Here is a 23,783-nt window from a genome sequence, read left to right on the forward strand (position 1 = left end):
GCCGGCTGCCGGCGCGATCGATCCAGCGGGTCGCCGCGCGGGGAAAAAACGAAGATACTCTAGGAGGAGCATCATGATCAGGAATTTCGCGCTCGCAGCCCTCGTGGCGGCGGGCCTCGGCGTTACCGCGGCCTCTGCCGAAACCATCAAGCTCGGTAACGTCGCCGAACTGTCCGGCTCGGGCGCCACCGTGGGCAAGGCATGGACCGACGCCATTACGATGGGCGTGGAGGAAATCAACGCGGCCGGCGGCGTGCTCGGCAACCAGCTCGAACTGTCGAGCTATGACAGCCAGACCGACGCGCAGACCTCGCGCGCCCTGGTGCAGAAGGCGATCGACGACGGCGCCTTCCTGATCCTCGGCACTGTCTATTCGGGTTCCACCATCGTGAACATGCTGGTGACCCAGCAGCAGGGCATTCCGCAGATCGTCGGTTCCGAAGCCCCCGCGATCACCCAGAAGGGCAACCCATTTATCTTCCGTTCGTCCTTCGGCGCGCATAAATCCATGCCGAAGATCGCCGACTACCTGAAGAACGGTCTTGGGGTCTCCAAGGTCGCAGTGTCGTGGGTCAACAACGAGTTCGGAAAGGGCGGCCATGACGCCTTCGTCAAGGAAGTGACGGATCGCGGCATCGAAGTCGTCGCGGACGTGTCCAGCGAAGTCGCCCAGGCGGATTTCGCCGCCGACGTGGCGAAGCTGAAGGGCTCCGGCGCCGAGGCCATCTTCGTCTACCTGCACGAGGAGGAGAGCGCCCGCATCCTGCGTGAACTGAACAAGCAGGGCGTGGACGTTCCGATCGTCGGCGAGACGACGCTGCTCAACCAGAAGGTTGTAGAACTGGCCGGCGAAGCCGCCAACGGCATTATGGGCCATGTCGGCCTGACCGTCGACGCGCCGAACCCGGAAATCCAGGAATTCGGCAAGAGGTTCAGCGAGAAGTACGGCTACAAGGCCGACCACAACGCCATGAAGGGCTACGTCGCCATCTACGCAGCCAAGACGGCGATCGAACGCGCCGGCGAACTCGACAGGCAGAAGGTCGCTGACACGCTGCACTCGATGACGGTCAAGGTGTCGGAAGTGCCCAACATCCTGCTCGACGTGAGCTGGGACGAGACGGGCGAGGTCTCGCGCGAGAGCTTCCTGGTCGAGATCCAGGACGGAAAGAGCGTCGTGAAGGACACTCTGCCGGCCAACTGATCGCGCCTTTCGACCGAACCCGAAGTCCGGCGCAACGCCGGACTTCCCCATCTCGCGCTCACCTCGCGCGCCCTGGCGGCGCGGGAACAGAGGCTCCATGTCCGAGTTCATGCAAGTCCTGATATCCGGCCTTGCGACCGGGTCGATCTATGCGCTCGCCGCGATCGGCTTCACCCTGCTGTGGCAGGCGTCGCAGACCATCAATTTCGCCCAGGGCGAGTTCGTCATGCTGCCCGCCTTCTTCGTGCTGATCGGCATGCACGTGCTAGGCCTAGCGCTCCTTCCGGCCATCGCCCTGGCGCTGGTCGTGTCCGTGGTCCTGCTCGGCATGGTGTTCAAGCGCGTCATCATCCAACCGATGCTGCCGCACGGCGTGCTGCCGATCGTGATGGCGACCATCGGGCTGGCGATCCTGATGCGCGAGATGGTCAAGGAATTCTACAGCGCCGAGGCGCAGCCCTTTCCGTCGATGTTCTCGGAATCGACCTTCAACGTGCTGGGGGCAACCGTCTCCTACCAGGACGTTGGCAACCTCATCGTCTCGGCGATCGCGATCGTGGCGCTGCAGCTTTTCCTGGGCCGCACCCGCACCGGGCGCTGCATGCAGGCGACCGCGCAGAACCCGGCGGTCGCCGAGATCCTCGGCGTCAACATCCAGCGCATGGTGCTCTACACCTTCATGATCAACGCCGCGCTGGCCACCATCGCATCGGTGCTGATCTCGCCGATCTATCTGGCGAAATTCTCGATCGGCGAGCCTATCGGCCTCGTCGCGTTCCTCGCCGCGATCGTCGGCGGCTTCAACCAGGTGCGCGGGGCGCTGGCGGGCGGACTGCTGATCGGCGTCATCGACAACATGTCCGCAGCCTATCTCTCCTCGGAATACCGCATCGCCGGCCCGATGATCCTGCTGATCGTCATCATCCTCCTGCGTCCCCAGGGCCTGCTCGGGACTTCGGAAGGGAGGACCGTCTGATGGCGCTCTGGAGAAATCTCGCGCTCGTCGCGGGACTGGTCGTTCTCGTGCTCGCGCCGTTCACGCAGGCCACCTACGGCACCTACGTGCTCTGCTCCTGGCTGATCTTCGCGATCGCCGCCATGGGCCTCAACCTCACGCTCGGCTATGCCGGTCAGATCTCGCTGGCGCAGGCCTCCTTCATGGGCATCGGCGCCTACACGACCGCCCTGATGACCATGGCCGGCATCCACTGGATTTTTTCCGTCTTCGCCGGCATGGGTCTCTGCTTCGTCGTCGGCCTGGTGCTCGGCTATCCCGCGCTCAGGGTCCAGCATCATTTCCTGGCCTTCATCACGCTGGCCTTCGCGACGCTCGCCTTCCTGGTCATGCGCAACGAGGACTGGCTGACGGGCGGCGTCTACGGACTGGTCGGCATTCCCCGGCCGGATTTCGGCCCGATCTCGACGATGAGCCAGCGCAGCTACTACTATTTCACGCTGGTCGTCTTCCTGTTCGCGTTTGCCGGCTTCCGCTGGATCGTGCGTTCGCCCTGGGGCCGCGCCTTCAAGGCGCTGCGGGAAAATCCCATTCGCGCCAACAGCCTCGGCGTCGACACGCGCCTGATCACGCTGCTCGCCTTTGCCATCGGCGCCGCCTATGGCGGGCTGTCGGGATCACTGATGGCGCCGCTGGTGCAGTACATCGACCCGATGTCGTTCACGCTGATCATCTCGCTGAAGATCCTGCTGATGGTGGTCGTCGGCGGCTCGGGATATCTGTTCGGGCCGCTGCTCGGCGCCGGGCTGGTCATCATGCTGCCGGAGTTTTTGCGCTTCGCCGAGAGCTACTACCTGATGATCTATGCCGGGCTGGTCGTCATCCTGATGGTCTATTGCCCGACGGGGCTGATCGGCCTCATCGACAAGACCGCGGCGGCGTTCAAGGCCAAGCGGGTGGCGCGCGGCGACCTCGGGCAGGGGGCGCAGCTATGACCGCCGAAGCCCCCGTTCTCGACGTCCGCAACATCAGCAAGTCGTTCGGCGGTATCAAGGCCGTCGACGATGTCAGCTTCACCGTCAACCGCGGCGAGATCCTCGGCCTGATCGGGCCGAACGGCAGCGGCAAGTCGACGCTGTTCAACTGCATCCTCGGCCAGTCGCGGCCCGACAAGGGCAAGGTCGAGGTGAACGGCAAGCCGGTCTTGGGCATGCGCCCCTGCGACCTCAGCAAGCGGCTCGGCGTCGCACGGACCTTCCAGATGCTGCAGGTCTTCCCGCAGATGACCGTGCTGGACAACATCATCCTGGCCGGACAGGAGCACAGCGGCACCATGCTCGGGCGGCTGATGGGCGCGTCGGACGCGGGCCTCACCGAAAGCGCCGACAGACTGATCGCGTTCTTCCGTCTCGGCCATCTGCGCGACGAACTGGCCGGTTCGCTATCCTACGGCCAGCAGAAGCTGCTCGACGCCGCCATGGCGTTCATGGCCGGGCCGCAACTCGTTTTGCTCGACGAGCCGGCGGGTGGCGTCAACCTGACGATGCTGGAGCATCTTAAGGACCGGCTCTCGACCTACAACCGCGAGAACGGCTCCACCTTCGTCGTCATCGAGCACAACATGGAGTTCGTCATGTCGCTGTGCACGCGCATCCTCGTGCTGGCCAACGGCGCCATCATCGCCGAAGGCAGCCCCGAGGAGGTGCGCGCCAATCCCATCGTCATCGAAGCCTATCTGGGGAGCTGACCATGCTCGAACTCCAGAACCTCTATGGCGGCTATGGCCGCAAGACGATCCTGAACGGCGTCTCCTTCACCATCCCGAAGGGATCGATCACCACGATGATCGGGCCCAACGGCGCGGGAAAGTCGACCGTGTTCAAGGCGATCTTCGGCCTGCTCAACATCCATTCCGGCTCCATCCGCTTCAACGGCGAGGACATCACCGGTCTGAAGCCGGCGCAGTTGATCGCCAAGGGGATCAGCTACGTGCCGCAGGGGCGCAACATCGTCCCGCAGCTTTCGGTCGAGCACAATCTCGAACTAGGCGGCATCACCGCCGCGGACCAGTCTATGGTCAAGCGGCGCATCGACGAGGTGTTCACGCAGTTTCCGATGCTGCGCGAGAAGCGCAAGCAGCAGGCGATCACGCTGTCCGGCGGACAGCAGAAGCAACTCGAGGTCGCCCGTTCGCTGCTGCTCGACCCGCAACTGATCCTGATCGACGAACCGTCGATAGGGCTGTCGCCTCAGCTCGTGCAGGAGGTGTTCCGCACGCTGATCCGCCTGCGCGACAGCGGCGTCACCATCCTGATGGTGGAACAAAACGCCCGCAGCGCGCTCGGCATTTCCGATTTCGGCATCGTGCTCGAACTCGGCCAGATGCGCATGCAGGACAAGGCCTCGGAACTGCTCGCCGATCCGCGGGTCGGTCAGCTGTTCCTCGGCGGATCGATGCAGAAGGCCTGACATGCTCACAACCCCACAAACCGAGGTCCAACCGATGGCGGCAATTCTCGAAGGCCAGGTGGCGGTCGTCGTCGGCGGGCTAGGCGGCATCGGCCGCGCCTTTGCCGAGAAGGCCAAGGCCGCCGGCGCGATCGTCTCGTGCTGGGACGTTCCCGAGGCGGCACGCGGCGACCACATGGACCACTACGCCCGCTGCGACGTGACCGAAGAGCAGTCCGTCGCCGCGGCCGCGCAGGCGACGCTCGCCGAATTCGGCCGCATCGACATCCTGGTGAACTCGGCCGGCGTGACCGGACTGACCGCCAGGGTCGAGAATTGCGACCTGTCGGAATGGGAGCGGGTGATGGCGATCAACCTCACCGGCACCTTCCTCACCTGCAAGATCGTGCTGCCCGCCATGCGCAAGCGTGGCTATGGCCGCATCGTCAACGTCTCTTCGATCGCCGGCAAGGAAGGCAATCCCAACCAGGCGGCCTATTCGGCGTCGAAGGCGGGCGTCATCGGCCTGACCAAGAGCCTCGCCCGGGAAAACGCCGACACCGGGATCCGCGCAAACTGCATCACGCCCGCCATCACCGCCACCGACCTGGTGTTGCAGATGACCGAGGCGCAGCGACAGCTCGTGCTGGCCAAGATCCCGATCGGTCGTCCGGGAGAACCCGGCGAGATCGCCGAGATGATGCTGTTCATGGCGTCGCCTGCCTGCTCCTTCTCCACCGGCGCGGTCTTCGACGCGTCCGGCGGCCGGGCGACCTACTGAGGATGACGGGGATGGCGGCCAGCGGACACAGCATGAGGATCTGCATACTCGGCGCCGGCTCGCTCGGCTGCGTCTTCGGCGGGCTGCTCACGGCGGCCGGCCATGACGTGCTGCTGGTCAACCGGTCGGCCGACCTGGTCGAGCGCCTGAACCGCGACGGCCTCACCCTCGCCTTCAAGCCTGGCGACCGCGTGATCCCGGTGAGGGCGGCGACCGACTGCCGGGGCCAGGCGCCCTTCGACCTGATCGTCGTGCTGGTGAAGTCGTTCCACACGCGCGAGGCGCTGGAGCAGGCGCGCAACGCCATCGACCCCGATACGGCGGTGCTGTCGTTGCAGAACGGGCTCGGCCACGAGGACGTCATCGCCGACATCGCCGGGCCGGCGAGCGTGCTCGTGGGCAAGACCTATGTCGGCGGCATCATGACCAGCCCCGGGCGCGTCGTCGCCGGCGTCGACGGCAAGGCGACCCATATCGGCGAACCCGACGGCACGCTGTCGGAAAGGGTCCGCAGGATCGCCGACGCGTTCTCTGCCGCCGGGCTCGACACCACCGCCAGCGACCGGATCATGGGCGTGGTGTGGGACAAGCTGCTGGTCAATGTCGCGACCGGCGCGCTCAGCGGCATCACGCGGCTCGCCTATGGCGACCTCTACGACGTGCCGGAAGTCGCCGACTGCGCGCGCGCCGCCGTCCGCGAAGCGATGGCGGTGGCGGCGGCCGCCGGCATCGCCGTGTCCTTCGACGATCCCGACCGCCCGTGGCGGATCGCCGGCGAGGGCCTGCCGCCGGCCTTCAAGGCGTCGATCTTGCAGAGCCTGGAAAAGGGCTCGATCACCGAGATCGACTTCATCAACGGCGCCGTGGTGCGCTGGGGCGAACGCCACGGCGTGGCGACGCCGGTCAACCGCACGCTGGTCGCCGCCATCAAGGGCATCGAGCGCGCGCTGTCGCCGATCCACACACCGTGAACGCGAATTTCAATTCAGACCGCTGCACCGAGGCCAACGACATGACACAGGAACTCTTCTTCGACGAGATCGAGACCGGCGCGACCGGCGTCAGCCCGAAAGTGACGATGACGTCGGCGATGATCATGGCTTATGCCGATCTCACCGGCGACCACACGCCGGTCCACACCGACGAGGACTACGCCCGCAAATCCTCCTTCGGCGAACGCGTGGCGCACGGGCTGTTCGGGCTGTCGCTCGCCGACGGGCTGAAGACGCGCGCCGACCTGCGCTTCCAGCCCGGTATGTCGCTCGGCTGGAACTGGGATTTCCGGCTGCCGATTCGCATCGGCGACGAACTGCATGTCGAGTTCCATGTGGCGAGCAAGCGCGAGACGCGCCGCAAGGGCTGGGGCATCGTCGTCCTGCCCTCGAAACTGATCAACCAGAACGGCGAGATCGTCCAGGAAGGCGAACACAAGCTGATGCTGCCGATGCGCAGCCAGGCCGTCGCCGCCTGAACCGCCAGATCCCGGGAACACATGACATGACCAAGCAACCATTGCCCCTGACGGGAATACGCGTCGTCGACTACAGCCATTTTCTGGCCGGACCTTTCCTGTCGCGCTCGCTCGCCGCGATGGGTGCGGAGGTCATCAAGGTCGAGCGCCCGACGCTCGGCGATGCCGGCCGCCGCCACGGCTATTTCACCGGCGACCACAGCGGCTATTTCCTGCAGCAGAACATGGGCAAGGAAGGGCTTTGCGTCGACCTGCGCCAGAAGCAGGGCGTCGACCTGATGCAGCGGCTGGTGAAGTCGGCCGACGTGTTCGTGGAAAATTACCGGCCCGGCGCGCTGACGAAGCTCGGCCTCGGCTACGATTCTCTGTCCAAGGACAATCCGGGCCTCGTCTACTGCTCGATCTCGGCCTACGGGCAGACGGGGCCCTATTCCAGCCGCCCCGGCTTCGGCCTGATCGCCGAGGCGATGAGCGGCGCGATGTCGATCATCGGCGTGCCCGGCGAGCCGCCGCCGCTGTTCCGTATGCCGCTTGCCGACATGTACACCGGCATCCACGGCGTGGCCGCCGTGTGCGCGGCGCTCTACGGCCGGCACGCGAGCGGCAGGGGCCAGCACATCGATCTGGCGCTCTACGACTGCATGGTGTCGATGCACGATTTCGCCGTCCAGGCCTATACGATGAGCGGCGGCGTCGAGCTTCCGGTGCAGACCGGCCACGACATGCCGGATTCGACCGTCTACGGCATCTTTTCGGCCAAGGACGGCTATCTTGTCATCGCCGCCCAGGTGGACGAAGCCTGGATCAAGCTGGCGAAACTCATCGGCGGCGACGCGCTTGCCGCCGACAAGCGCTTTCATCACGCGGCCGGCCGCAACGCCAACCGCGCCGAGATCCTGCCGCTGGTGCGCGACTGGGCGATGGCGCAGGAGAGCGTCGCGGCTTGCACGCGTGCGCTCGACGAGGCCGGCGTGCCGTCCGCGCCGATCCAGACCATCGACCAGGTGGTGAACGATCCCCAGATCGCGGCGCGCGGCATGATCGTCGAGCAGGACCACCCGGTGCTGGGCAAGATCCGCCTGCCCAACCTTCCCTTCAACTTTTCCGATTCCGAGCCGCTCGCGCCGCGGGTTGCTCCCGAACTCGGGCAGCATAACCACAAGATCGCGGCCGATCTGGGCTTTAGCAAGGCCGAGATCGACGCAATGGTGGCCAATGGCACACTCTACTCGGCGTGAGCCCATAGATGAGATGAACGAGTCATGAAGACCTCGATTGCGACCGTGTCGATCAGCGGCGACTTGCCTGAGAAGCTCGCCGCAATAGCCGCCGCCGGCTTCGACGGGGTGGAGATCTTCGAGAACGACTTCCTCGCATTCGACGGGTCGCCGGCCGACGTCGGTCGGATGGTGCGCGACCATGGGCTGGAGATTACGCTGTTTCAGCCGTTCCGTGACTTCGAAGGCATGCCGGAGCCGCAGCGCAGCCGCACCTTTAGCCGCGCCGAGCGCAAGTTCGACCTGATGACCGAATTGGGCACCGACCTGATGCTCGTCTGCTCCAACGTTTCGCCCCTGTCGCTCGGCGGCATTGATCGTGCCGCCGCCGACTTTCGCGAACTCGGCGAACGGGCGGCCAGGCGCGGCCTGCGCGTCGGCTACGAGGCGCTGGCCTGGGGCAGGCATGTCAGCGACCACCGGGATGCTTGGGAGATCGTACGCCGCGCCGATCATAAGAACATCGGACTGATTCTCGATTCCTTCCACACTCTCGCCCGCAGGATAGACCCCGACACGATCCGATCCATACCAGGTGACCGCATCTTCATCGTCCAACTCGCCGACGCTCCTCTGATCGAGATGGACCTGCTCTACTGGAGCCGCCATTTCCGCAACATGCCGGGCGAAGGCGATCTACCGGTGGCGGCGTTCATGCGGGCGGTCGCGGCGACCGGCTACTCCGGCACGCTGTCGCTCGAGATCTTCAACGATCAGTTTCGCGGCGGATCGCCAAAAACCGTTTCGGTCGACGGATATCGCTCGCTTGTGTACCTGATGGATCGGGTCAAGCGGGCCGAACCAGATGTGTCCATCGCCGTTCCGGACATGCCCGACCGGATCGAAGTGCTGGGTGTCGAGTTCGTCGAGTTCACCGCTGACGAGGAAGAAGCGGCTGAGCTCTCCTCGATGCTGACAGCGATGGGTTTCCGGGAAACCGCGCGGCACAAGTCAAAAGACGTCGCGCTATTCCGGCAAGGCGACATCAACCTCGTACTGAACACCGAGCGGAAAGGCTTTGCGCACTCCGCCCACCTTGTCCATGGCATGTCGGCATATGCGCTGGGACTGAAGGTGCAGGATGCCAATGCGACCGTCGAGCGGGCGGAGGCGCTCGGCGCGGAAGTATTCGAGCAGGCGCCTGGGCCTGGGGAAATCGCAATTCCTGCCATCCGCGGCGTGGGCGGCGGTGTCATCTACTTCATCGACGCGAAGTCGGACCTCGCAAAGGTGTGGGATATCGAATTCGAGCCTTTGAAAGACGTCGTGCCGGAGACGGGCGCGGGGCTGAAGGCGATCGACCACGTCGCGCAGACCATGGCTTACGACGAGATGCTGAGCTGGGTGCTCTTCTACACCTCGATCTTCCGGACCCGGAAGACACCGGTGGTTGATATCGTCGATCCCGCCGGTCTGGTTCGCAGCCAGGTGATCGGGAACGAGGACGGTTCGCTCAGGCTGACGCTCAACGGTGCGGAGAACCGGCGCACGCTGGCCGGCCACTTCATCGCCGAGAGCTTCGGATCGGGAATCCAGCACCTGGCATTCGCTACCAGCGACATCTTCGCGGCAGCCGCCGCCCTCAGGCGCAACAGCCTGGAGCCGCTGTCGATCTCGCGCAACTACTACGATGACCTGGAGGCGCGTTTCGGCCTGGAACCGAAATTCTCCGATCGGCTGCGCGCGGAAAACATCCTCTACGACCGCGACTCAACGTCCGAATATTTCCAGATCTATACGCCCATGTTTGGCGAAGGCTTCTTCTTCGAGATCGTCGAGCGCCGCGGTGGATACGCCGGCTATGGCGGCCCCAATGCACCATTCCGCATCGCAGCCCAGAAACGACGCATGGGACCCAAGGGCATGCCGAAGATGTAGGTCTTAGTAAAGACTTCCACAACCGAACTTACGCTGCGTATCAGTATCAGTACGGCATGGATGGAATGCCTGCCGGGCCCGGTTCAAGCGTTTCGTGAAGGAAGTAGCTCCGCTAGACCGTGGCGGCCAACCCGAATGTCTTCAGCGGGGCCGACAGTCGACCGTCTGCTTTCAATTTTTAGGCTGAGTTATCAGACATCCAAGAGCTCGCGCCTAGAAGGAACACAGGAAATCTGGGCTCCCGACAGTTTAGGGTGGATTTCTGTTGAAGCACCCTTTTGACGTGTGTTTGGGAAAGGGTTGTTGTCAGTTTTGCGCGTGTTCCACATGCGGATCGGCTGGTGTAGCAATTCGCCATGTCCCATGCTTCGGCCGACTCTTTGAAGACCTCAAAAGCAGCCCGCCCGCGTGTGCTCATAACCGGAGCGGAGGGCATTATCGGCCGCAAGCTGATCAAGTATCTATCTGCGGCAGGATACGAACTCGTTCTGCTCGACAGGTCGCGAGATGTCGGTGGTACTATCTTTGCCGATCTGGGTTACGATACCGGCTGGGACGTTGCATTCCGGGATGTCGACACAGTCATCCACCTTGCTGCCGCAGCCGGCGCCGAGGCAACGCAAGCAGACTGCCTCCATTCCAATATCGTCGCCACGCGCGCCGTGGTCGATGCGTGTCTCGCCCGTGGCGTTCGGCGTATCGTCTTCACCAGTTCCAGTTGGGTCATGAAGGACTATGAGGGAAAAGACATCGCGATCGTGGAAGACTTGCCGCCGCTTCCGCAGACCCCATACGGACACTCGAAAGCCTGGTGCGAAGAAGAGCTCAAGCGCTTCCCATCCGTCGTCTGTCTTCGCATCGGATGGGTGCAGCCGCGCAATGAGAAATCCAGCGCTTTGTCGGCACCGCCTTTGCTCCGCTCGCTGTGGCTCAGCGACGGCGACCTATGCAGGATAATCGAATGCGCGGTGCTTGCGCCTGAGATCGACTATCTCGTCTGCAACGCCACATCTCGAAACGCCGGTTCCCGCTGGCCGATCGAGCGGGCCCGCAAGATCCTGCGTTACGAGCCCCGCGACGGCATTGGCGGTCTCGACGTTCTCGGCTGGCGGATAAGCAGGCGCTTTCGAAAGCTCTTCAATTTGCCGCGCTGATGTAGAAATTGCCTGCGATATCATCCCTCAGGGTCACCTTTGTGCGCCAGCGGCCGTGCAGGGATGGTTGGCCGAAGTGGGGTCGCTTTATCTTCAGACGGGCGATCCAGACCTCGCCGCGCCACAGGTCGAAATCGCGTCGGTCCTTGGCGGTCACCGGCAGTTCGATTATCAGATCGACCTGTCTCTTCGCCTGAACAGTGCCGAAATGGTATTCTTCACCAACCCCGAACGGCTCGGTCTGATCGGATACCTTTGCCATCCTGACTCCGAAATCCGTCTTGAACTCGACCCGGCGCCCGAACGATCTGCTCCGCGCGAATTCCGCCAACGCCATATCCACGCGACCGCGAATGCCGCGCTGCTCGCGCGATGCCGCTATTGCGTCAAGTTCCGCGCTGAAAAGGAAGTCCAGCGCATTCGGTTTCAACTGCTGGCGCTGCGCCTCGCCGAAGCCGACTCCGAAAACGCTCTGCAGATAGTCCAACACCCGTAACGCATGCTGCTCCAACTTTCTGCGGCGGATCTCGGTCAAGAAATCCGACCAGGAGAATTTTGGGTCGCGCAAGGCCCTAACCGCGTCGACCACCCAGACGAAGGTGCTGTCCACGTCGTAGATCAACCCCTGCATCGACGCGATCAGGGCGCGGCTGGTTGCGCCGGGGAACTGGACGGCGCGGCCCATCAGATTTCCCTGGTCGGCCCTGTCCCACATCTTTTTGTCGAAATCGCCGTAGCGGCCGAAATGAAGCGCCGAGCGATGAAGGTCAATCTCCGCGCGGTTCTGGCCATGCGGGTTGTTGGCGATAACCTTGTCGAAGGGCTGCGCCCGCACGCTGCCTGGAATGCGGCCTGTCGAGGCGCGCCAGCCGTCGGCAAAAAGCGCTTCCGCCGCCTTCGGTATATCCGGTTCATGGACCATGATGTCGAGGTCGCGGATGAAGCGGCGGTGCAGCGCGTCCGGGGTGGAGGCGATGACGCCGCCACCCTTCAGCAGCAGCGTAGGCACGCCAGCGGTCGTCAGCCGGTCGAGACCGGGCAGGCACAGTCGCAGCACATGAATGTTGTTCGACCAGACATATTTCGTTAGCCCCATCAGCCGCGAGCGATAGGGGTAGTCCGGCGCCAACGTATCTATCACGGCGGCCAGTTCCCCCATTTGACGGAAATGCGAAGGCGGAATGTCGTCGAAGCTGCCGTGTCCAACCCATTCGGCAAATGCTTGCCGCGCCTGCTCGCCCCTGCACAGGAACGATTGCAGCAACCGTTCGAGATAAGGATCCGGTTTGAAGCTCAAGAGAAAACGCCGTTCAATTGCCGGCGGCGCGACGGCGTATCGCCTCGCGGGCAATTTGCAGGAAGTCCTTGGACAGTCGGTCTGTGCCGCCCGTCGCGTCGCTGGCCGATCGTCGTCCGAGGCTTGCCGGGCGGATGCGCCGCAGCAAAATGCAGTCGGGGATCGTCTCGAGCCTTTGGCCGGCATGGCGGAACCGGCCCATGAATTCGACGAAATGGCCGGTGCGAAAGCGTTCGTCGAATCCGCCCAGGCTCCTGAACCCGCTCGAGCGCACCAGAAGAGCGCCGACTACTGCCCCCTGCGTGACGCCTTCGACATAGCGTAAGCCGGCAAACGCTTCAGGTGGCGTATCAGGGTCCCGAAAGGCAAGCATCGAACCCATGACCGCGTCGCAGCCGCTCGAATGGGCCTTATCCAGGGCAAGCCTGAGGCGTTCGGGCATCCACAGATCGTCGGCGTCGAGAAAGGCCAACCATTTTCCTCGGCTAAGCCCGACACCCGTGTTGGCCGCCGCAGCGGGCCCGCGGTTCACACTTCTCACGACATGGACGCGAGCGGGGTGCCGTTCTGCGATGTCGGCTGTCTCATCGATCGACCCATCGTCGACAAGGATTATTTCTAGCGGTGCGGCCGTCTGAGCGGCAATGCTATCCAGCGTCTCACCGATTGTGCGCGCCGCGTCCCTTGCCGAGATGATCACCGAGGCGGTCACGTACCGCACCTGACCAGGAAATGCTCGAGCGGCTTGCCTGGCCGTACGGCGCCGCCGATGCGCCGACGCTTTAGCGAAGCCAGCAGCGACCGATTCAGATCGGCCTTCTCACGCGGCGTCCTGATATGCGTCATCGTGCCTGCGTGGCGCCTGTAGTGCAGCATCGGCTCGTCCAAAATGGCGAAGGCGACATCGCTATCCACCATGCGCAACAACAGGTCGACATCCTCGGAATAGAGCAATCCCTCGTCGAGCAGGCCGATTTTGTCGAACAGGCCACGCCTGTAGACGAACGCGCCGAGGTTGACATGGACGACATTTAGATCGTCGCCGGCCGGCACCGGACGGCCTCGACCATCCCACTGCGAAAACCAGTGAATGCGGCCGCCGACCGCTTCCAATTCGCTGTCCTGCGCAAGCATCCCGCATTGCTTGCGCAGCTTGCCATCAGGCCAAAGATCGTCGTCGTCGATGAAGGCAATGACGGTCCCAGTTGCCGCCCTAAGTCCCACGTTGCGGGCGGCAGCCGGTCCACTTCGCGGTCCTCGCAGGATTTTGACGTCGCCGAATTCATTGGCCAACGGAGCGATCGCGTCGAAGGCCTTCTGTGTCATGCCGTCGTCGACCACCAGCAATTCCGCGATCGACACGCCCTGCACAGCCACGGATTCCAGCGCCTGCCCCAAAAATGGTCCGTCGCCACGAACCGGTATGATCAGGCTTATTTCAAATGTCATTCCAGGCTTCCGGCAAACCTCCCCAGCACGTCGATAGCTTCGCGTGGGTCGGCCCCAAGCGTGATATGAAAAACAGGTAGCCGGTCAATCAGTTTTCGAAGCACGGACACGGTTTCCATCGCGCTGGTGCGCATTAGAAACAACGTCGAGGGTGCCACGAGCTGGAAAGCGACGGCCTTACTGCACGGGCGGATCGTCGTCTTCGACGCAAAGGCGCCCGATAGGCAGAAGATGCCCTTCATCCGTTCGGCGGCGGTTCTCGCGACGTCGCCGTCGAGATAAACCAACGTCTTCTCGAATTCTTCATGGTCGTGGCCGCGCACGATCTCGTCGACGAAGGCGAAGGAAGAACGAGACTGCGCCGCGACTTTCAGGCTGGAATAGGTGCAGCGGACGGTGATGCCCGCGCCACTGGCATCAGCCCAGCACAGATCCTCGCTAAGGATTTTCCATCCGGCCGCCAGCGCGGCGACACTGGTCGTCGACTTGCCAGACCCGCCCGGCCCGGACAACAGGATCCCGCCGCCCGGCGACAGAAACGCCGCTGCATGCACCAGGCTTGCTCCGCTCTGCAGCGCCACCCAGTGGAGATGGTGCCGCAGCGGCGCGCCATACTCCCAGCTTGGTATTAGTCGCGGGTCTGCAATCCACAACAGCCCGATATGTTCGCGAAGGTCCATCAGGTTCCAAACGCCGGTCTGTTCGTCAGATGTCAGCGCGACGCCGTCTTGCGGCGACCAGACCGTGCGTTGGAAGGATGCGCGGCTGTCGATGGAGAAAGGCCAGGTGGCTGGCGGCGGGCCGAGTGGGCTATCCGTGCCGACGCTGACGATGAGAGTCATTCGGGCCGCCGGTACGCCTGCCTCCGGCGCCTTCGCGGCTCGGAGTATCCGGTCTACGAGATCATTGCCGCCGCCGCTGATCTCGTGCAGGCGTGTGGCAACCGGGCCCAGACGTAAAGACCTGCCGGCGCTTGCCTTGGCGGCGTCAGCGGCCCTTTTCAGAATTGCCCGGATGAAGTCGACAGGGGCTCGCTCCTGCAACGGGTCAACCGTCAACGGCTGCATCTCTGACGACGGGCCAACCGAATTGCTCGTTCACGTCGTGCACTGGATCGAGCAGGATGAGGTCTGCCAGATCGTCGAAGACCTGGACGTCCGGCCGTTCATACGCGGTCAAGTGCGGCACGGCCGGAGCGGTGAAGGCGGTACGCTCGCCCAGCCGCTCGGCCACCAGACGATGTTCGCGCAGCAAATCGAGGAAATGCTCTATCTGTGCCGTCAGCTCGTCCGCTTCCGGCGTGCCGGAAAGTCCGTAGGACTTGATGCTCGCGCCGATCTCAGCGGAAGTCGCGCCATCGCCCAGCGAAAGCCAGATTAAGTCACCCAGCGGGTTGAGCGAAAAATAGCGGCCGGTCAGGAAATTGATCATGACGGTGCCGTCTTCAAAACTCTCGACGGCGATCTCCGGACTGTTGGCAACAAAGGCGGTAGCCATAGCAAATCTCCGAGTGCACGCTCTTGTATTGGCTCGTTCCGAGTCGGGCAACTGCGTGTCCTGGCATCGCGGCTGCATTGCCACAAAACGAATGCGGACGTTATGCTTGAGCCCCTCACTTCATGCCGCGCAACGCGCTTCGTTTGAGCGGTCCCATTCGGCTAGTGCGGGCGAGAGCTGCTTCTGGGAATTTCTTATTCTCCGACGAATGCACAAAATTCTCGTTTTTGTGAAGCCTCCAAGTCAAGAACGAGGTCTCGCCGGACACGAGGTGTTTCTCAAATCTGGAGGGCAGCTTTGAGAATTTACTGTGAGACTAAGGAACGACCGACATGGGGGCGCGTTGCAGTCGAAGTGCAGCAGCCAATTGAATGGCCGCTTTCCTAGTTCTGCACCCGTAAGCGGTCAGGCGGAAATCCCCACGGGAGCGGACTTCCACGTCAGGCACCAAGCGTCAGGCGTTCACCACTATGCGCGAAGCGGTACCACTTTACTCACCTCCTTTGGCAACAGGTAGCGTTCCCAAGCTTCCATCAACTTGTGCCGCTTTTCCAGCGCATCACCGCGCCGGTACGCCCGTTCAACCGCATTGCCGATTTGGTGGGCAAGAGCGGCTTCTGCTACCTCGCGCGGGAACTGCGTTTCCTCGCCAACCCAATCCCGAAAAGCGCTTCGGAAGCCATGCACCGTATATCGGTCGGCCTTCATCCTCCGCATGAGCATGGTCATTGCCATTACCGAAAGCGGTCCGTTTTCCTTATGGCCCGGGAAGACATAGTCCGACACACGGGCCTCATAGAGCGGCTTCAGGATTTCTATGGCACGGGATGACAGTGGAACGCGGTGTTCGGTCTTTGCTTTCATACGAACAGCCGGAACCGTCCACACCCGCTTTTCAAAGTCGAGTTCATCCCACTTTGCACCTAGTACTTCGCCGGAACGCGCGGCAGTCAGGATCAAGAGTTCCAGAGCCCGTGCCGCCATCGCCTCCGATACTTGCAACCGCACAACGAAAGCCGGAACAGCGTCAAAGGGCATTGCAGCATGGTGCCCGCGCTGCAATTTCTGACGAGCGGGAAGAACGTTCTTCAGATTGCCGCGCCACAGGGCCGGATTCTCTCCCGATCGCCAGCCCTTCACCTTCGCAAAGTCCAGAACGCGCTCGATGCGGCCCCGCAGCCGGGAAGCCGTTTCCTGCTTTTCTTGCCAGATCGGATTGAGAATTCGCAGTACGTCTGCTGTTTCGATTTCGGATACCCGCTTGGCTTCAATCGGCCTGCAATAGTCGGTGAGCGTCATGCGCCATTGCGCCTTGTGCTTTGCGTTGCGCCACTGGCCTTCGAATTTGTCTAGGAACTGATCGACACACTCGGCAAACGTCGGCTCTGCTTCCTTCCTGCGATCTTCGATCGGGTCGCGGCCATTTGCGATGGTTTGGCGATTGGTTTCAGCACGCTTGCGCGCCATGGCCAATGATACGGCGGGATAAGAACCCAAGCCCATTTCCCGACGTGAGCCACCACTCGGGGTCCACATGAACACCCAGGATTTGGAGTTGTTGCGGGCGATGTTGAGATAAAGACCGCCGCCGTCGCTATGCCGGCCCGTGCCCTTCGCCGCTCTAACTGCCGCATCGGTCAGCTTGTGGATTGCCCGAGCCATCACCTTCCCCACTTTTCTCCCCACTTCAAAGTGGGGACAGCCACACACAGCGGCGGACACGTGAGGACGTGTATATAGAAAAATGCCATATATTACAATGATATCTGGAACGGCCAGGCTCGTGGAAGGACACTAGTATAGCGGACCCCCTCTCCGCCAGTCTTCCGTGCTAAGATATTAACTAGCAAAGCAAATCTCGCTCCACCTCGCCCTTATCCCACTCCATACATTCTCGGCGAAGGATCTAATTCCACAGGTCGGGCAATTTGGCCTGCCGCGCGCTTGTAGCTTGTATCGAGGTTGTCGAGATGGTCGCCCTTGGTTCCCAGCGCGATAATTCGGCTGCCTTTGTCGACATGCTGAAAGGCAAAGACAAATCGGGATAGATCTTTTCCCGCTTCCGACCCTGAAGACCTTTGTTGGGAACGTGCCGCGTTTCGGTGCCATCATTTCCACGCTTCCGCTTCAGGTTTCGCGTTCCTCACCAAGCTGGACCGGAGCGGTCCGATTTGGCTGAACGAGCGGCGAGCAGCGCGACCAATGCCAGTAGCGCCAGCAGGGCGCCGCCGACGACCCAGAAGGAACCGCCGACGCCGCTCACCTGCGCGACCAGCCCCATCGCCACCGGGAGCACGAAGGCGGCGAGCCGGTTGATCGTTCCGCGCAGCCCGGCCGCAATGCCTTGCTCCTGTGGAACGATGCCGCGGGATAGCATGGTCAGAAGAAGCGGCAGACTGACACCCAGTGCAAAACCGAAACAGGTCATCGACAGCCCGAGGAGCCAGACCGAGCCAAGGACCGGCACCACGGTCACAGATACAATGAGGATGGCCAGCGAGGCGACCAGGGCGTTCCTCTCGGACCGGCAGACGCGCACCCACCAGCCCGCGACCAGCGCCGCAGGAGAGCTCGCCAAATTGGCCAATGCCACGAGCGCCCCGATAAGCACCGGGCTATGCCCGTTCTGCTGGAGTAGAACCGGGTAAAATGACTCCACGATCCCGAACGCGGCGAGCCGCAGGAAGCTGCATGCCATGATGAATGCGGCGACGGGCTCCAGCAGCAGTGCACAACCACGTCGATAGACAGCGGGGCTCGGTATGAAATCGCCCAGGCGCAGCCCACGGCCCGCCGTGGCACTGCGCGGCACGAAGAGCAGGGCGGAGCAGGTGAGCAGAAGCCCCCACAGCCCCATAAGCCCATAGCCGCCCCAGATGCCGCCGGCCTGCCAGACGAAACCCAGCAACAAGGGAGCGAGGACCGTTCCGATGACGGTGATGAAAGAGAAGCGGCTGGTATAGCGCGTATCGCCGTTGCTCACACGCGCGATCGCGGTCTGGGCCGCCATCCAGACAATCGCCGAGGCCAGTCCAAGCAGGAGCTGGAGAGCCACCAGAATGGGGATGGAGCTCGTCAGTGGATAAAGCGGCGGCAGCAGGGCGCAAAGAACCGAGAAGATCAGGATGATCCGCCTGACACCGACCACATCCATCAACGCACCGATGTGGATGGAGTAGGCCAGCGGCAGCAGGGATCTGGCTCCGGCCATGATCCCGAGCGTCGCGGCGGAGATCCCGATTGCTCCGCCAAGCAGCGGGGTCGCGAGGGCCGCCATTTGCAGGAGGCTCAGACTGAAAAAGCCGCACAGATATGTGGCCGTCATCGCTCGCCTTGATGGTGCCGGCATTGCTTCGGCTTCAGCCGCTCGGGCGCACGGTCGCGAAGTGACGGGCGATCTGTCCGGGGGTCGTGATCCATACGTCGTCACGCGACGCCGCGATGTGTTCGAGAGCCCGACGCAGTGCCCGAAGACGAAAAGGTTGGCCGATCACGAACGGATGGAGAACAATCGTGTAGACCAAAGGCCACTTGCGCGACTGGAGCAGCATCTCGTCGAATTGGTCGATCATTGTGCGCTCGAAGCTGGACGCACCTTCCTGGCGGAAGACCATAGTGGGCGAGTCGTTGACCTCGATGGAATAGGGTACGGAGAGGATCGGACCGGCGCGGGTCCGCATCCAGAACGGCTGGTCGTCGGCCGGCCAGTCGAGGACGTAGTCGTAGCCGGCTTCCTTGAGGAGATCGAGCGTGACCGGCGTCTGCGTCAGATACGGACCGAGCCATCCGGCCGGCTGGATGCCGGTGCGCGCCTTCATCATCTCCGTGGCTTCGGCTATGAGTTGGCGCTCTTCGTCCTCCGGGAGAACGTCCTGCCTTTCGGCGTTGGTGCGCCCGTGTCCGACAAACTCGTCGCCGCGGGCGATGATACGTTCGGCGATCTGCGGGCAGGTCTCGAAGAGCAGCGCGTTGACGTTGTGCGCGGCCGGCATTCCATATTCGTCGAGTAGGTCGAAAAGATACCACTGGCCGACGCGGTTGCCGTAGTCGCGCCAGGCGTAGTTTCGTGTGGTCTGAGGGGCGGTCACCGAGGCGCTGTCGCTCCCGAGGCCCGACAGAAAGCTGAACACCTCGATATTGTTGCAGATCGCCACGGCGAGCCGCTTTCCTCCCGGCCAGCTGAAATCGGGGCGCTCCGTTATGGGCTCATAGGCGTAGCGATCGTGGTGGCTTAACTGGATCAGCGGCATCGTAGCCTCCTTCGATCAGGTCTGGTTCGGCGAAACGCGCAGCTTTCCAGCGACCGACCGCACGGCCTTGATGATGTTTTGGTAGCCGGTGCAGCGGCACAGATTCGACGACAGGATCTCTATCAGTTCCGCGTCAGCGATGTCGGGGTCCCTCTCGAAAGCGCCGACTACCAGCATCAGAAAACCCGGCGTGCAGAACCCGCATTGCAGCGCGTGGTGCTCCATGAAGGCTTCCTGCAGCACATGCAGTTTCTCACCCTCGGCCAGTCCTTCGACGGTGCGTACCGCCAGACCTTGCGCCTGATGGGCGAACATAAGGCAGGAGCGGACCGTTTCCCCGTCGACGATGACGGTACAGGCACCGCAGACGCCGTGCTCGCAGCCCACATGCGTGCCGGTCAGGCCGCAATCCTCGCGCAGCGTGTCAGCCAGCGTCTTGCGGTGCGCCACGGCGACGGAATGGCGACGGCCGTTGACCGTCAGTTGGAGCGGATGCTTGTCCATCGAAGTCTCCTCAGGCCAACTGGCTTTGGTGGCGGGCAAGGGCCGCACCGAGGGCACGCCGGATCACCACGCCGGTCAGGTCGCGCCTGTACTGAGCCGATGTGGTTGCATCATCCATGGGATCCACATTGCCTTGTGCCACGGCCGCCGCTTCGGCAAACATCTCGGTGCCCGGCGCCTGTCCCTCCAGCACCGCCTCGGCCGCCTTCATGCGGTGAGAGATCTCTTCGATTCCGCCAAGCCCGATCCGGACGTCGCGCATCCTGCCGGCATCGATCCGGTAGGAGACCAGGCTCATCCCGATCGCGAAATCGCCGGCGCGGCGACTGAACTCGTAGAAACCGAAGGTCGAACTGGGCGGCAGGAGAGGAAGACGCACCTCAAGCAGAATCTCGTCAGATTCGCGAGCTGTACTCATGGCCCCGACAAGATAGTCGGCTGCGTCCAGCGTCCTTCGTCCGCCAGTACTTGCGAGGGCCAACTCCGCTCCCAGCGTAACCGCGACAAGGCACCATTCGGAGGCAGGGTCCGCATGGGCCAGGCTTCCGCAGAAGGTTCCCCGCTTGCGGATGGGATAGTGCGCGATACTGCGGGAGACGTCAGCCAGCAGTTCGCCCAGGCACCCCTCAATGACCGGCCGATGGAAGGCCGCGTGCCGCACCGTGGCGCCGATCACAAGACGACCGTCCTCCACCTCGAGGCGAGACAGGCCCTCCACACCGTTGATGTCCACCAGATGTGGCGGGTAGGCCACGCGGAGGGCCATCATCGGAACCAGGCTCTGTCCGCCCGCAAGCACCAGGCCGCCATCTTCGTGGTTTTCGGCCAGGGCTGCGAGCGCCTCGTCAAGTGTCTTGGGCCGATGCAGAACAAAGGGGGCCGGCTTCATCGCACACGCTCGCTCTTGATGGTGTCGCCATGGGTCGCAAGGGTCGCGGTCCAATGCTCCCAGCCTCGCTGTATCGCAGGCACTCCCGGTTCACCGCACAGCGCTATTTCAGCGGGAGACAGCGGCGACGCCGCGCCGAAAGCGGCGGCTGCGCGGTAGGCGTCGGCATCGCGACACGCATAGACCGCCTTGAAGACCATGTCCTCGATGCTGCGACCGACAACCACCGTGCCATGGCCGCGCATCAGGACCAGCGACTGTGTATCCAACGCGCGGGCCAGCGAAGCTGCTTGTCGTGGATCGTCGATCAGCATGCGTGTCGGACCGAACTCGTCGGTGCTGTCCCACAGCGTCACCTTGGATCCCAGGAACGCGCCGGTCTGCGAAACGGCGGACAGCTCCAGCTGTCCGACACAGAATGGCATGAGCGAAGGCGCGTGATGATGACATACCGCATGGACGTCGGGCCGCGCGCGATAGATCTCCGAATGGATGAAGCGCTCTGAGTAGATTGCCGTGTCTGTTTTCTCCAACGGGCTCGAATCCAGGTCGAAGGCCAGGACGTCCGAGGCACCCAGACGACTGGGTGGCAGAGCCCGTCCCAACCAGAAGACATCGGGGCGGTCAGGATCTCGGACACTGGCATGGCCGAACGCGTCGAGCACACCCTCGTTGACGAGGATGCGGTGCGCGAGCACCAGCGTATCGACGAGGTCTCTGGTTTGCCGTGTCATGCCGACACCTCCTTCGCAGTTCGGATGCGCTCAAGGAGCGCCTGGGGCGAGATCGGAACCGTGTCCACGTGGAGGCCAAGGTCGGACAGCGCGTCGTCGATGGCAGCCGCCACAGCGCCGGTGACTGAAATCACGCCGGACTCGCCCACGCCCTTGACACCCAGCGTATTGAGAGGGCTGGGCGTCTCGCTGTGATGGATCGCGATCTCGGGCATCGCCTCGGCCGTGACCAGAAGATAATCCGCAAAGGTCGTGGTCAGCGGCTGCGCGGCCTCATCGAAGATCATTTCCTCGAACAGCGCATTGCCGACGCCGTGGGCGATGCCGCCGACGATCTGTCCGTCGACAGTGACAGGATTGACCATGCGGCCGCAATCGTGGGCGAGCGTGAACTTGATGATGCGCACGTGTCCCGTCTCCTCGTCCACCTCGACCTCCGCGACTGCGCTTCCGTTGGAGTACGCCATATCGTCGATCGTGACCTGGCCAGTCGCCACGAGCCCCGGCGTGTCGATGCCCGGGAGCGAATAACCTGGCAGACCGATTGCCGCGGCGGCGAGTTCGCCGAAACTGATGCTCTTGCCCTCGACACCCTTGATCGCTACACGTCCTGCGAGGACGTCCAAGTCATCCTCATGGGCCTCCATGAGGTGGGACGCCACTTTCAGCATTTTCTGTCGGACCTCGAGCGCAGCTTTCTGCGCGGATGCGCCGGCCACCACCGTCTGCCGGCTATTGAAGCCGCCGAAGCCCATCGACTGATCGGACTCACCCGTCCTGACGACGACGTTGTCCATGTCGCCACCGAGATGTTCGCCGACGATCTGCGCGATCATCGTCGCGGTCCCCTGACCCATCGCGGCCGCTCCCGTGGACACCACCACGTGACCGGTGCGCGTGATCTTGACGCTCACGCCTTCGTATGGGCCGCGGCCGGTTCCCTCGACATAATTCGCCATGCCCATGCCGATGCGGCGCCCCTGCGCGCGCGCCGCGCATTGACGCTCGCGAAATGCGTGCCAGCCGCTGGTCCTGAGCGCGGACTCCTGGCAGGCGGGGTAGTCGCCGCTGTCCAGCACAATATCGGTCCCGCCGCGCAACTTCAGCGGCTTGCGGCACGGCATCTGATCCGCGCGGACGAGGTTGCGGCGGCGTATCTCGTCCGGATCCAGGCCCGTCGCGAGTGCGGCCCGGTCCATAAGCCGTTCCATGACGAAGGCGGCCTGCGGCTGGCCTGCCCCGCGCACGGGCGTGACGGGGACCTTGTTCGTCAGAGCCACCGCTATGTCCAGTTTGTAGGCCGGGACGTTGTAGGGCAGGGGCAGCGTAACCCCGGAGCCGTAGGGCACGTTGAGACCACGCGCGGTATATGCGCCATGGTCGTGGATGAGATCACCGCGAATCCCGAGAATGAGGCCCTCGGCGTCCAGAGCCATCTCCATATCCCAGAACTGATCGCGTTCCTGGGTCGTGCTCACGAAGTGTTCGCGCCGATCCTCGACCCATTTCACCGGTTGGCCGATCAGTATCGCGGCCAAGGCCACGACGATCTCTTCCGGGTATGTCACCAATTTGGGTCCGAACCCGCCGCCGACGTCTGGAACGGTTACGCGCACGCGATCCTCGTCGCGGCCGAGCAGATCGCAGAGGCTTTTCTTGAGCGCCGGTGGAGTCTGCGTCGAGCTCCAGACTTCCAGGAGGTCGTGCATCCGATCGTGCTTGGCGAGGACTCCACGACCTTCCATCGAATGGGAGCCGCCGCGATGGATCCGATAGGACCCCGCGACAATCTGACTGGCCTTGCGAAAAGCAGCGTCGACCTCACCATAGGCGAAGCCGAAGCGCGCGAGGCAATTGTGGTCGAGGTGGCTGTGGACGGCGTGGGCAGCCTCGGCCAGTGCCTGACGGCAATCCGACACGACTGGCAGCTGTTCGAAGTCGATGTCGATTGTCTCCGCAGCATCTTCAGCCTGTGAGCGGCTCTCGGCGATCACG

The 23,783-nt window shown here is 63.2% G+C and carries 23 protein-coding genes; 11 read left to right on the forward strand and 12 right to left on the reverse strand.

Annotated elements, in window-relative coordinates:
- Positions 1-73: 73 nt before the first annotated feature.
- The 11 genes from ABGN05_RS09535 to ABGN05_RS09585 all read left to right on the forward strand — a co-directional run bounded on the left by ABGN05_RS09535 (position 74) and on the right by ABGN05_RS09585 (position 11,168).
- On the forward strand, positions 74-1,204 hold the full coding sequence (locus tag ABGN05_RS09535; RefSeq protein WP_367953769.1) for an ABC transporter substrate-binding protein: 1,131 nt from the start codon (positions 74-76) through the stop codon (positions 1,202-1,204).
- Positions 1,205-1,301: 97 nt separating this feature from the next.
- Positions 1,302-2,180: a branched-chain amino acid ABC transporter permease gene (locus tag ABGN05_RS09540; RefSeq protein ID WP_367953770.1), complete on the forward strand. Its 879-nt coding sequence runs from the start codon at positions 1,302-1,304 to the stop codon at positions 2,178-2,180.
- The gene (locus tag ABGN05_RS09545; RefSeq protein WP_367953771.1) at positions 2,180-3,154 is read left to right on the forward strand and encodes a branched-chain amino acid ABC transporter permease; all 975 of its coding nucleotides are present in this window, start codon (positions 2,180-2,182) and stop codon (positions 3,152-3,154) included. The genes ABGN05_RS09540 and ABGN05_RS09545 overlap by 1 nt, the downstream gene beginning before the upstream one ends.
- The gene (locus ABGN05_RS09550) at positions 3,151-3,906 is read left to right on the forward strand and encodes an ABC transporter ATP-binding protein (protein WP_367953772.1); all 756 of its coding nucleotides are present in this window, start codon (positions 3,151-3,153) and stop codon (positions 3,904-3,906) included. Before ABGN05_RS09545 ends, ABGN05_RS09550 begins: the two co-directional genes overlap by 4 nt.
- 2 nt (positions 3,907-3,908) lie before the next feature.
- A complete protein-coding gene (locus ABGN05_RS09555; RefSeq protein WP_367953773.1) occupies positions 3,909-4,628 on the forward strand; it encodes an ABC transporter ATP-binding protein in 720 nt (239 codons plus the stop codon).
- Positions 4,629-4,662: 34 nt separating this feature from the next.
- Positions 4,663-5,388 carry an SDR family NAD(P)-dependent oxidoreductase gene (locus tag ABGN05_RS09560; RefSeq protein ID WP_367953774.1) on the forward strand — a complete coding sequence of 242 codons (726 nt, stop codon included), beginning with the start codon at positions 4,663-4,665 and terminating at the stop codon, positions 5,386-5,388.
- Between the two features lie 32 nt (positions 5,389-5,420).
- The gene (locus ABGN05_RS09565) at positions 5,421-6,359 is read left to right on the forward strand and encodes a ketopantoate reductase family protein (protein ID WP_367953775.1); all 939 of its coding nucleotides are present in this window, start codon (positions 5,421-5,423) and stop codon (positions 6,357-6,359) included.
- Between the two features lie 41 nt (positions 6,360-6,400).
- Complete coding sequence (locus ABGN05_RS09570; RefSeq protein ID WP_367953776.1) at positions 6,401-6,859, forward strand: MaoC family dehydratase; 459 nt, start codon at positions 6,401-6,403, stop codon at positions 6,857-6,859.
- Positions 6,860-6,885: 26 nt separating this feature from the next.
- Positions 6,886-8,097: a CaiB/BaiF CoA transferase family protein gene (locus tag ABGN05_RS09575; protein WP_367953777.1), complete on the forward strand. Its 1,212-nt coding sequence runs from the start codon at positions 6,886-6,888 to the stop codon at positions 8,095-8,097.
- A 24-nt stretch (positions 8,098-8,121) separates the two neighbouring features.
- Positions 8,122-10,014 carry a bifunctional sugar phosphate isomerase/epimerase/4-hydroxyphenylpyruvate dioxygenase family protein gene (locus ABGN05_RS09580; RefSeq protein ID WP_367953778.1) on the forward strand — a complete coding sequence of 631 codons (1,893 nt, stop codon included), beginning with the start codon at positions 8,122-8,124 and terminating at the stop codon, positions 10,012-10,014.
- Positions 10,015-10,370: 356 nt separating this feature from the next.
- On the forward strand, positions 10,371-11,168 hold the full coding sequence (locus ABGN05_RS09585; RefSeq protein ID WP_367953779.1) for an NAD-dependent epimerase/dehydratase family protein: 798 nt from the start codon (positions 10,371-10,373) through the stop codon (positions 11,166-11,168).
- Here the strand turns inward: ABGN05_RS09585 and ABGN05_RS09590 are convergent.
- The 12 genes from ABGN05_RS09590 to ABGN05_RS09645 all read right to left on the reverse strand — a co-directional run bounded on the left by ABGN05_RS09590 (position 11,152) and on the right by ABGN05_RS09645 (position 23,782).
- A complete protein-coding gene (locus tag ABGN05_RS09590) occupies positions 11,152-12,465 on the reverse strand; it encodes a nucleotidyltransferase family protein (RefSeq protein ID WP_367953780.1) in 1,314 nt (437 codons plus the stop codon). The genes ABGN05_RS09585 and ABGN05_RS09590 overlap by 17 nt on opposite strands.
- 13 nt (positions 12,466-12,478) lie before the next feature.
- Positions 12,479-13,177 (reverse strand): glycosyltransferase family 2 protein, encoded by a 699-nt coding sequence (locus ABGN05_RS09595; protein ID WP_367953781.1) that lies wholly within the window; start codon positions 13,175-13,177, stop codon positions 12,479-12,481.
- Entirely contained in the window at positions 13,174-13,914 is a 741-nt protein-coding gene (locus ABGN05_RS09600) for a glycosyltransferase family 2 protein (protein WP_367953782.1), read from the reverse strand. Before ABGN05_RS09600 ends, ABGN05_RS09595 begins: the two co-directional genes overlap by 4 nt.
- The gene (locus ABGN05_RS09605) at positions 13,911-14,972 is read right to left on the reverse strand and encodes a hypothetical protein (protein WP_367953783.1); all 1,062 of its coding nucleotides are present in this window, start codon (positions 14,970-14,972) and stop codon (positions 13,911-13,913) included. Before ABGN05_RS09605 ends, ABGN05_RS09600 begins: the two co-directional genes overlap by 4 nt.
- Positions 14,962-15,411, reverse strand: coding sequence for a PqqD family protein (locus tag ABGN05_RS09610; protein ID WP_367953784.1), 450 nt, complete (start codon positions 15,409-15,411; stop codon positions 14,962-14,964). The genes ABGN05_RS09605 and ABGN05_RS09610 overlap by 11 nt, the downstream gene beginning before the upstream one ends.
- Positions 15,412-15,879: 468 nt before the next feature.
- On the reverse strand, positions 15,880-17,073 hold the full coding sequence (locus ABGN05_RS09615; RefSeq protein ID WP_367953785.1) for a tyrosine-type recombinase/integrase: 1,194 nt from the start codon (positions 17,071-17,073) through the stop codon (positions 15,880-15,882).
- A gap of 481 nt (positions 17,074-17,554) precedes the next feature.
- On the reverse strand, positions 17,555-18,736 hold the full coding sequence (locus tag ABGN05_RS09620; protein ID WP_367953786.1) for an MFS transporter: 1,182 nt from the start codon (positions 18,734-18,736) through the stop codon (positions 17,555-17,557).
- 34 nt (positions 18,737-18,770) lie between these two features.
- Positions 18,771-19,661: a polysaccharide deacetylase family protein gene (locus ABGN05_RS09625; RefSeq protein WP_367953787.1), complete on the reverse strand. Its 891-nt coding sequence runs from the start codon at positions 19,659-19,661 to the stop codon at positions 18,771-18,773.
- Between the two features lie 15 nt (positions 19,662-19,676).
- On the reverse strand, positions 19,677-20,165 hold the full coding sequence (locus ABGN05_RS09630) for a (2Fe-2S)-binding protein (RefSeq protein ID WP_367953788.1): 489 nt from the start codon (positions 20,163-20,165) through the stop codon (positions 19,677-19,679).
- 10 nt (positions 20,166-20,175) lie between these two features.
- Complete coding sequence (locus tag ABGN05_RS09635; protein WP_367953789.1) at positions 20,176-21,054, reverse strand: FAD binding domain-containing protein; 879 nt, start codon at positions 21,052-21,054, stop codon at positions 20,176-20,178.
- The gene (locus ABGN05_RS09640) at positions 21,051-21,788 is read right to left on the reverse strand and encodes a class II aldolase/adducin family protein (protein WP_367953790.1); all 738 of its coding nucleotides are present in this window, start codon (positions 21,786-21,788) and stop codon (positions 21,051-21,053) included. Before ABGN05_RS09640 ends, ABGN05_RS09635 begins: the two co-directional genes overlap by 4 nt.
- Entirely contained in the window at positions 21,785-23,782 is a 1,998-nt protein-coding gene (locus ABGN05_RS09645) for a xanthine dehydrogenase family protein molybdopterin-binding subunit (protein ID WP_367953791.1), read from the reverse strand. The genes ABGN05_RS09640 and ABGN05_RS09645 overlap by 4 nt, the downstream gene beginning before the upstream one ends.
- Position 23,783 lies beyond the last annotated feature (1 nt).

The organism is Aquibium pacificum (genome assembly GCF_040839445.1).
Classification (GTDB): Bacteria; Pseudomonadota; Alphaproteobacteria; order Rhizobiales; family Rhizobiaceae; genus Aquibium; species Aquibium pacificus.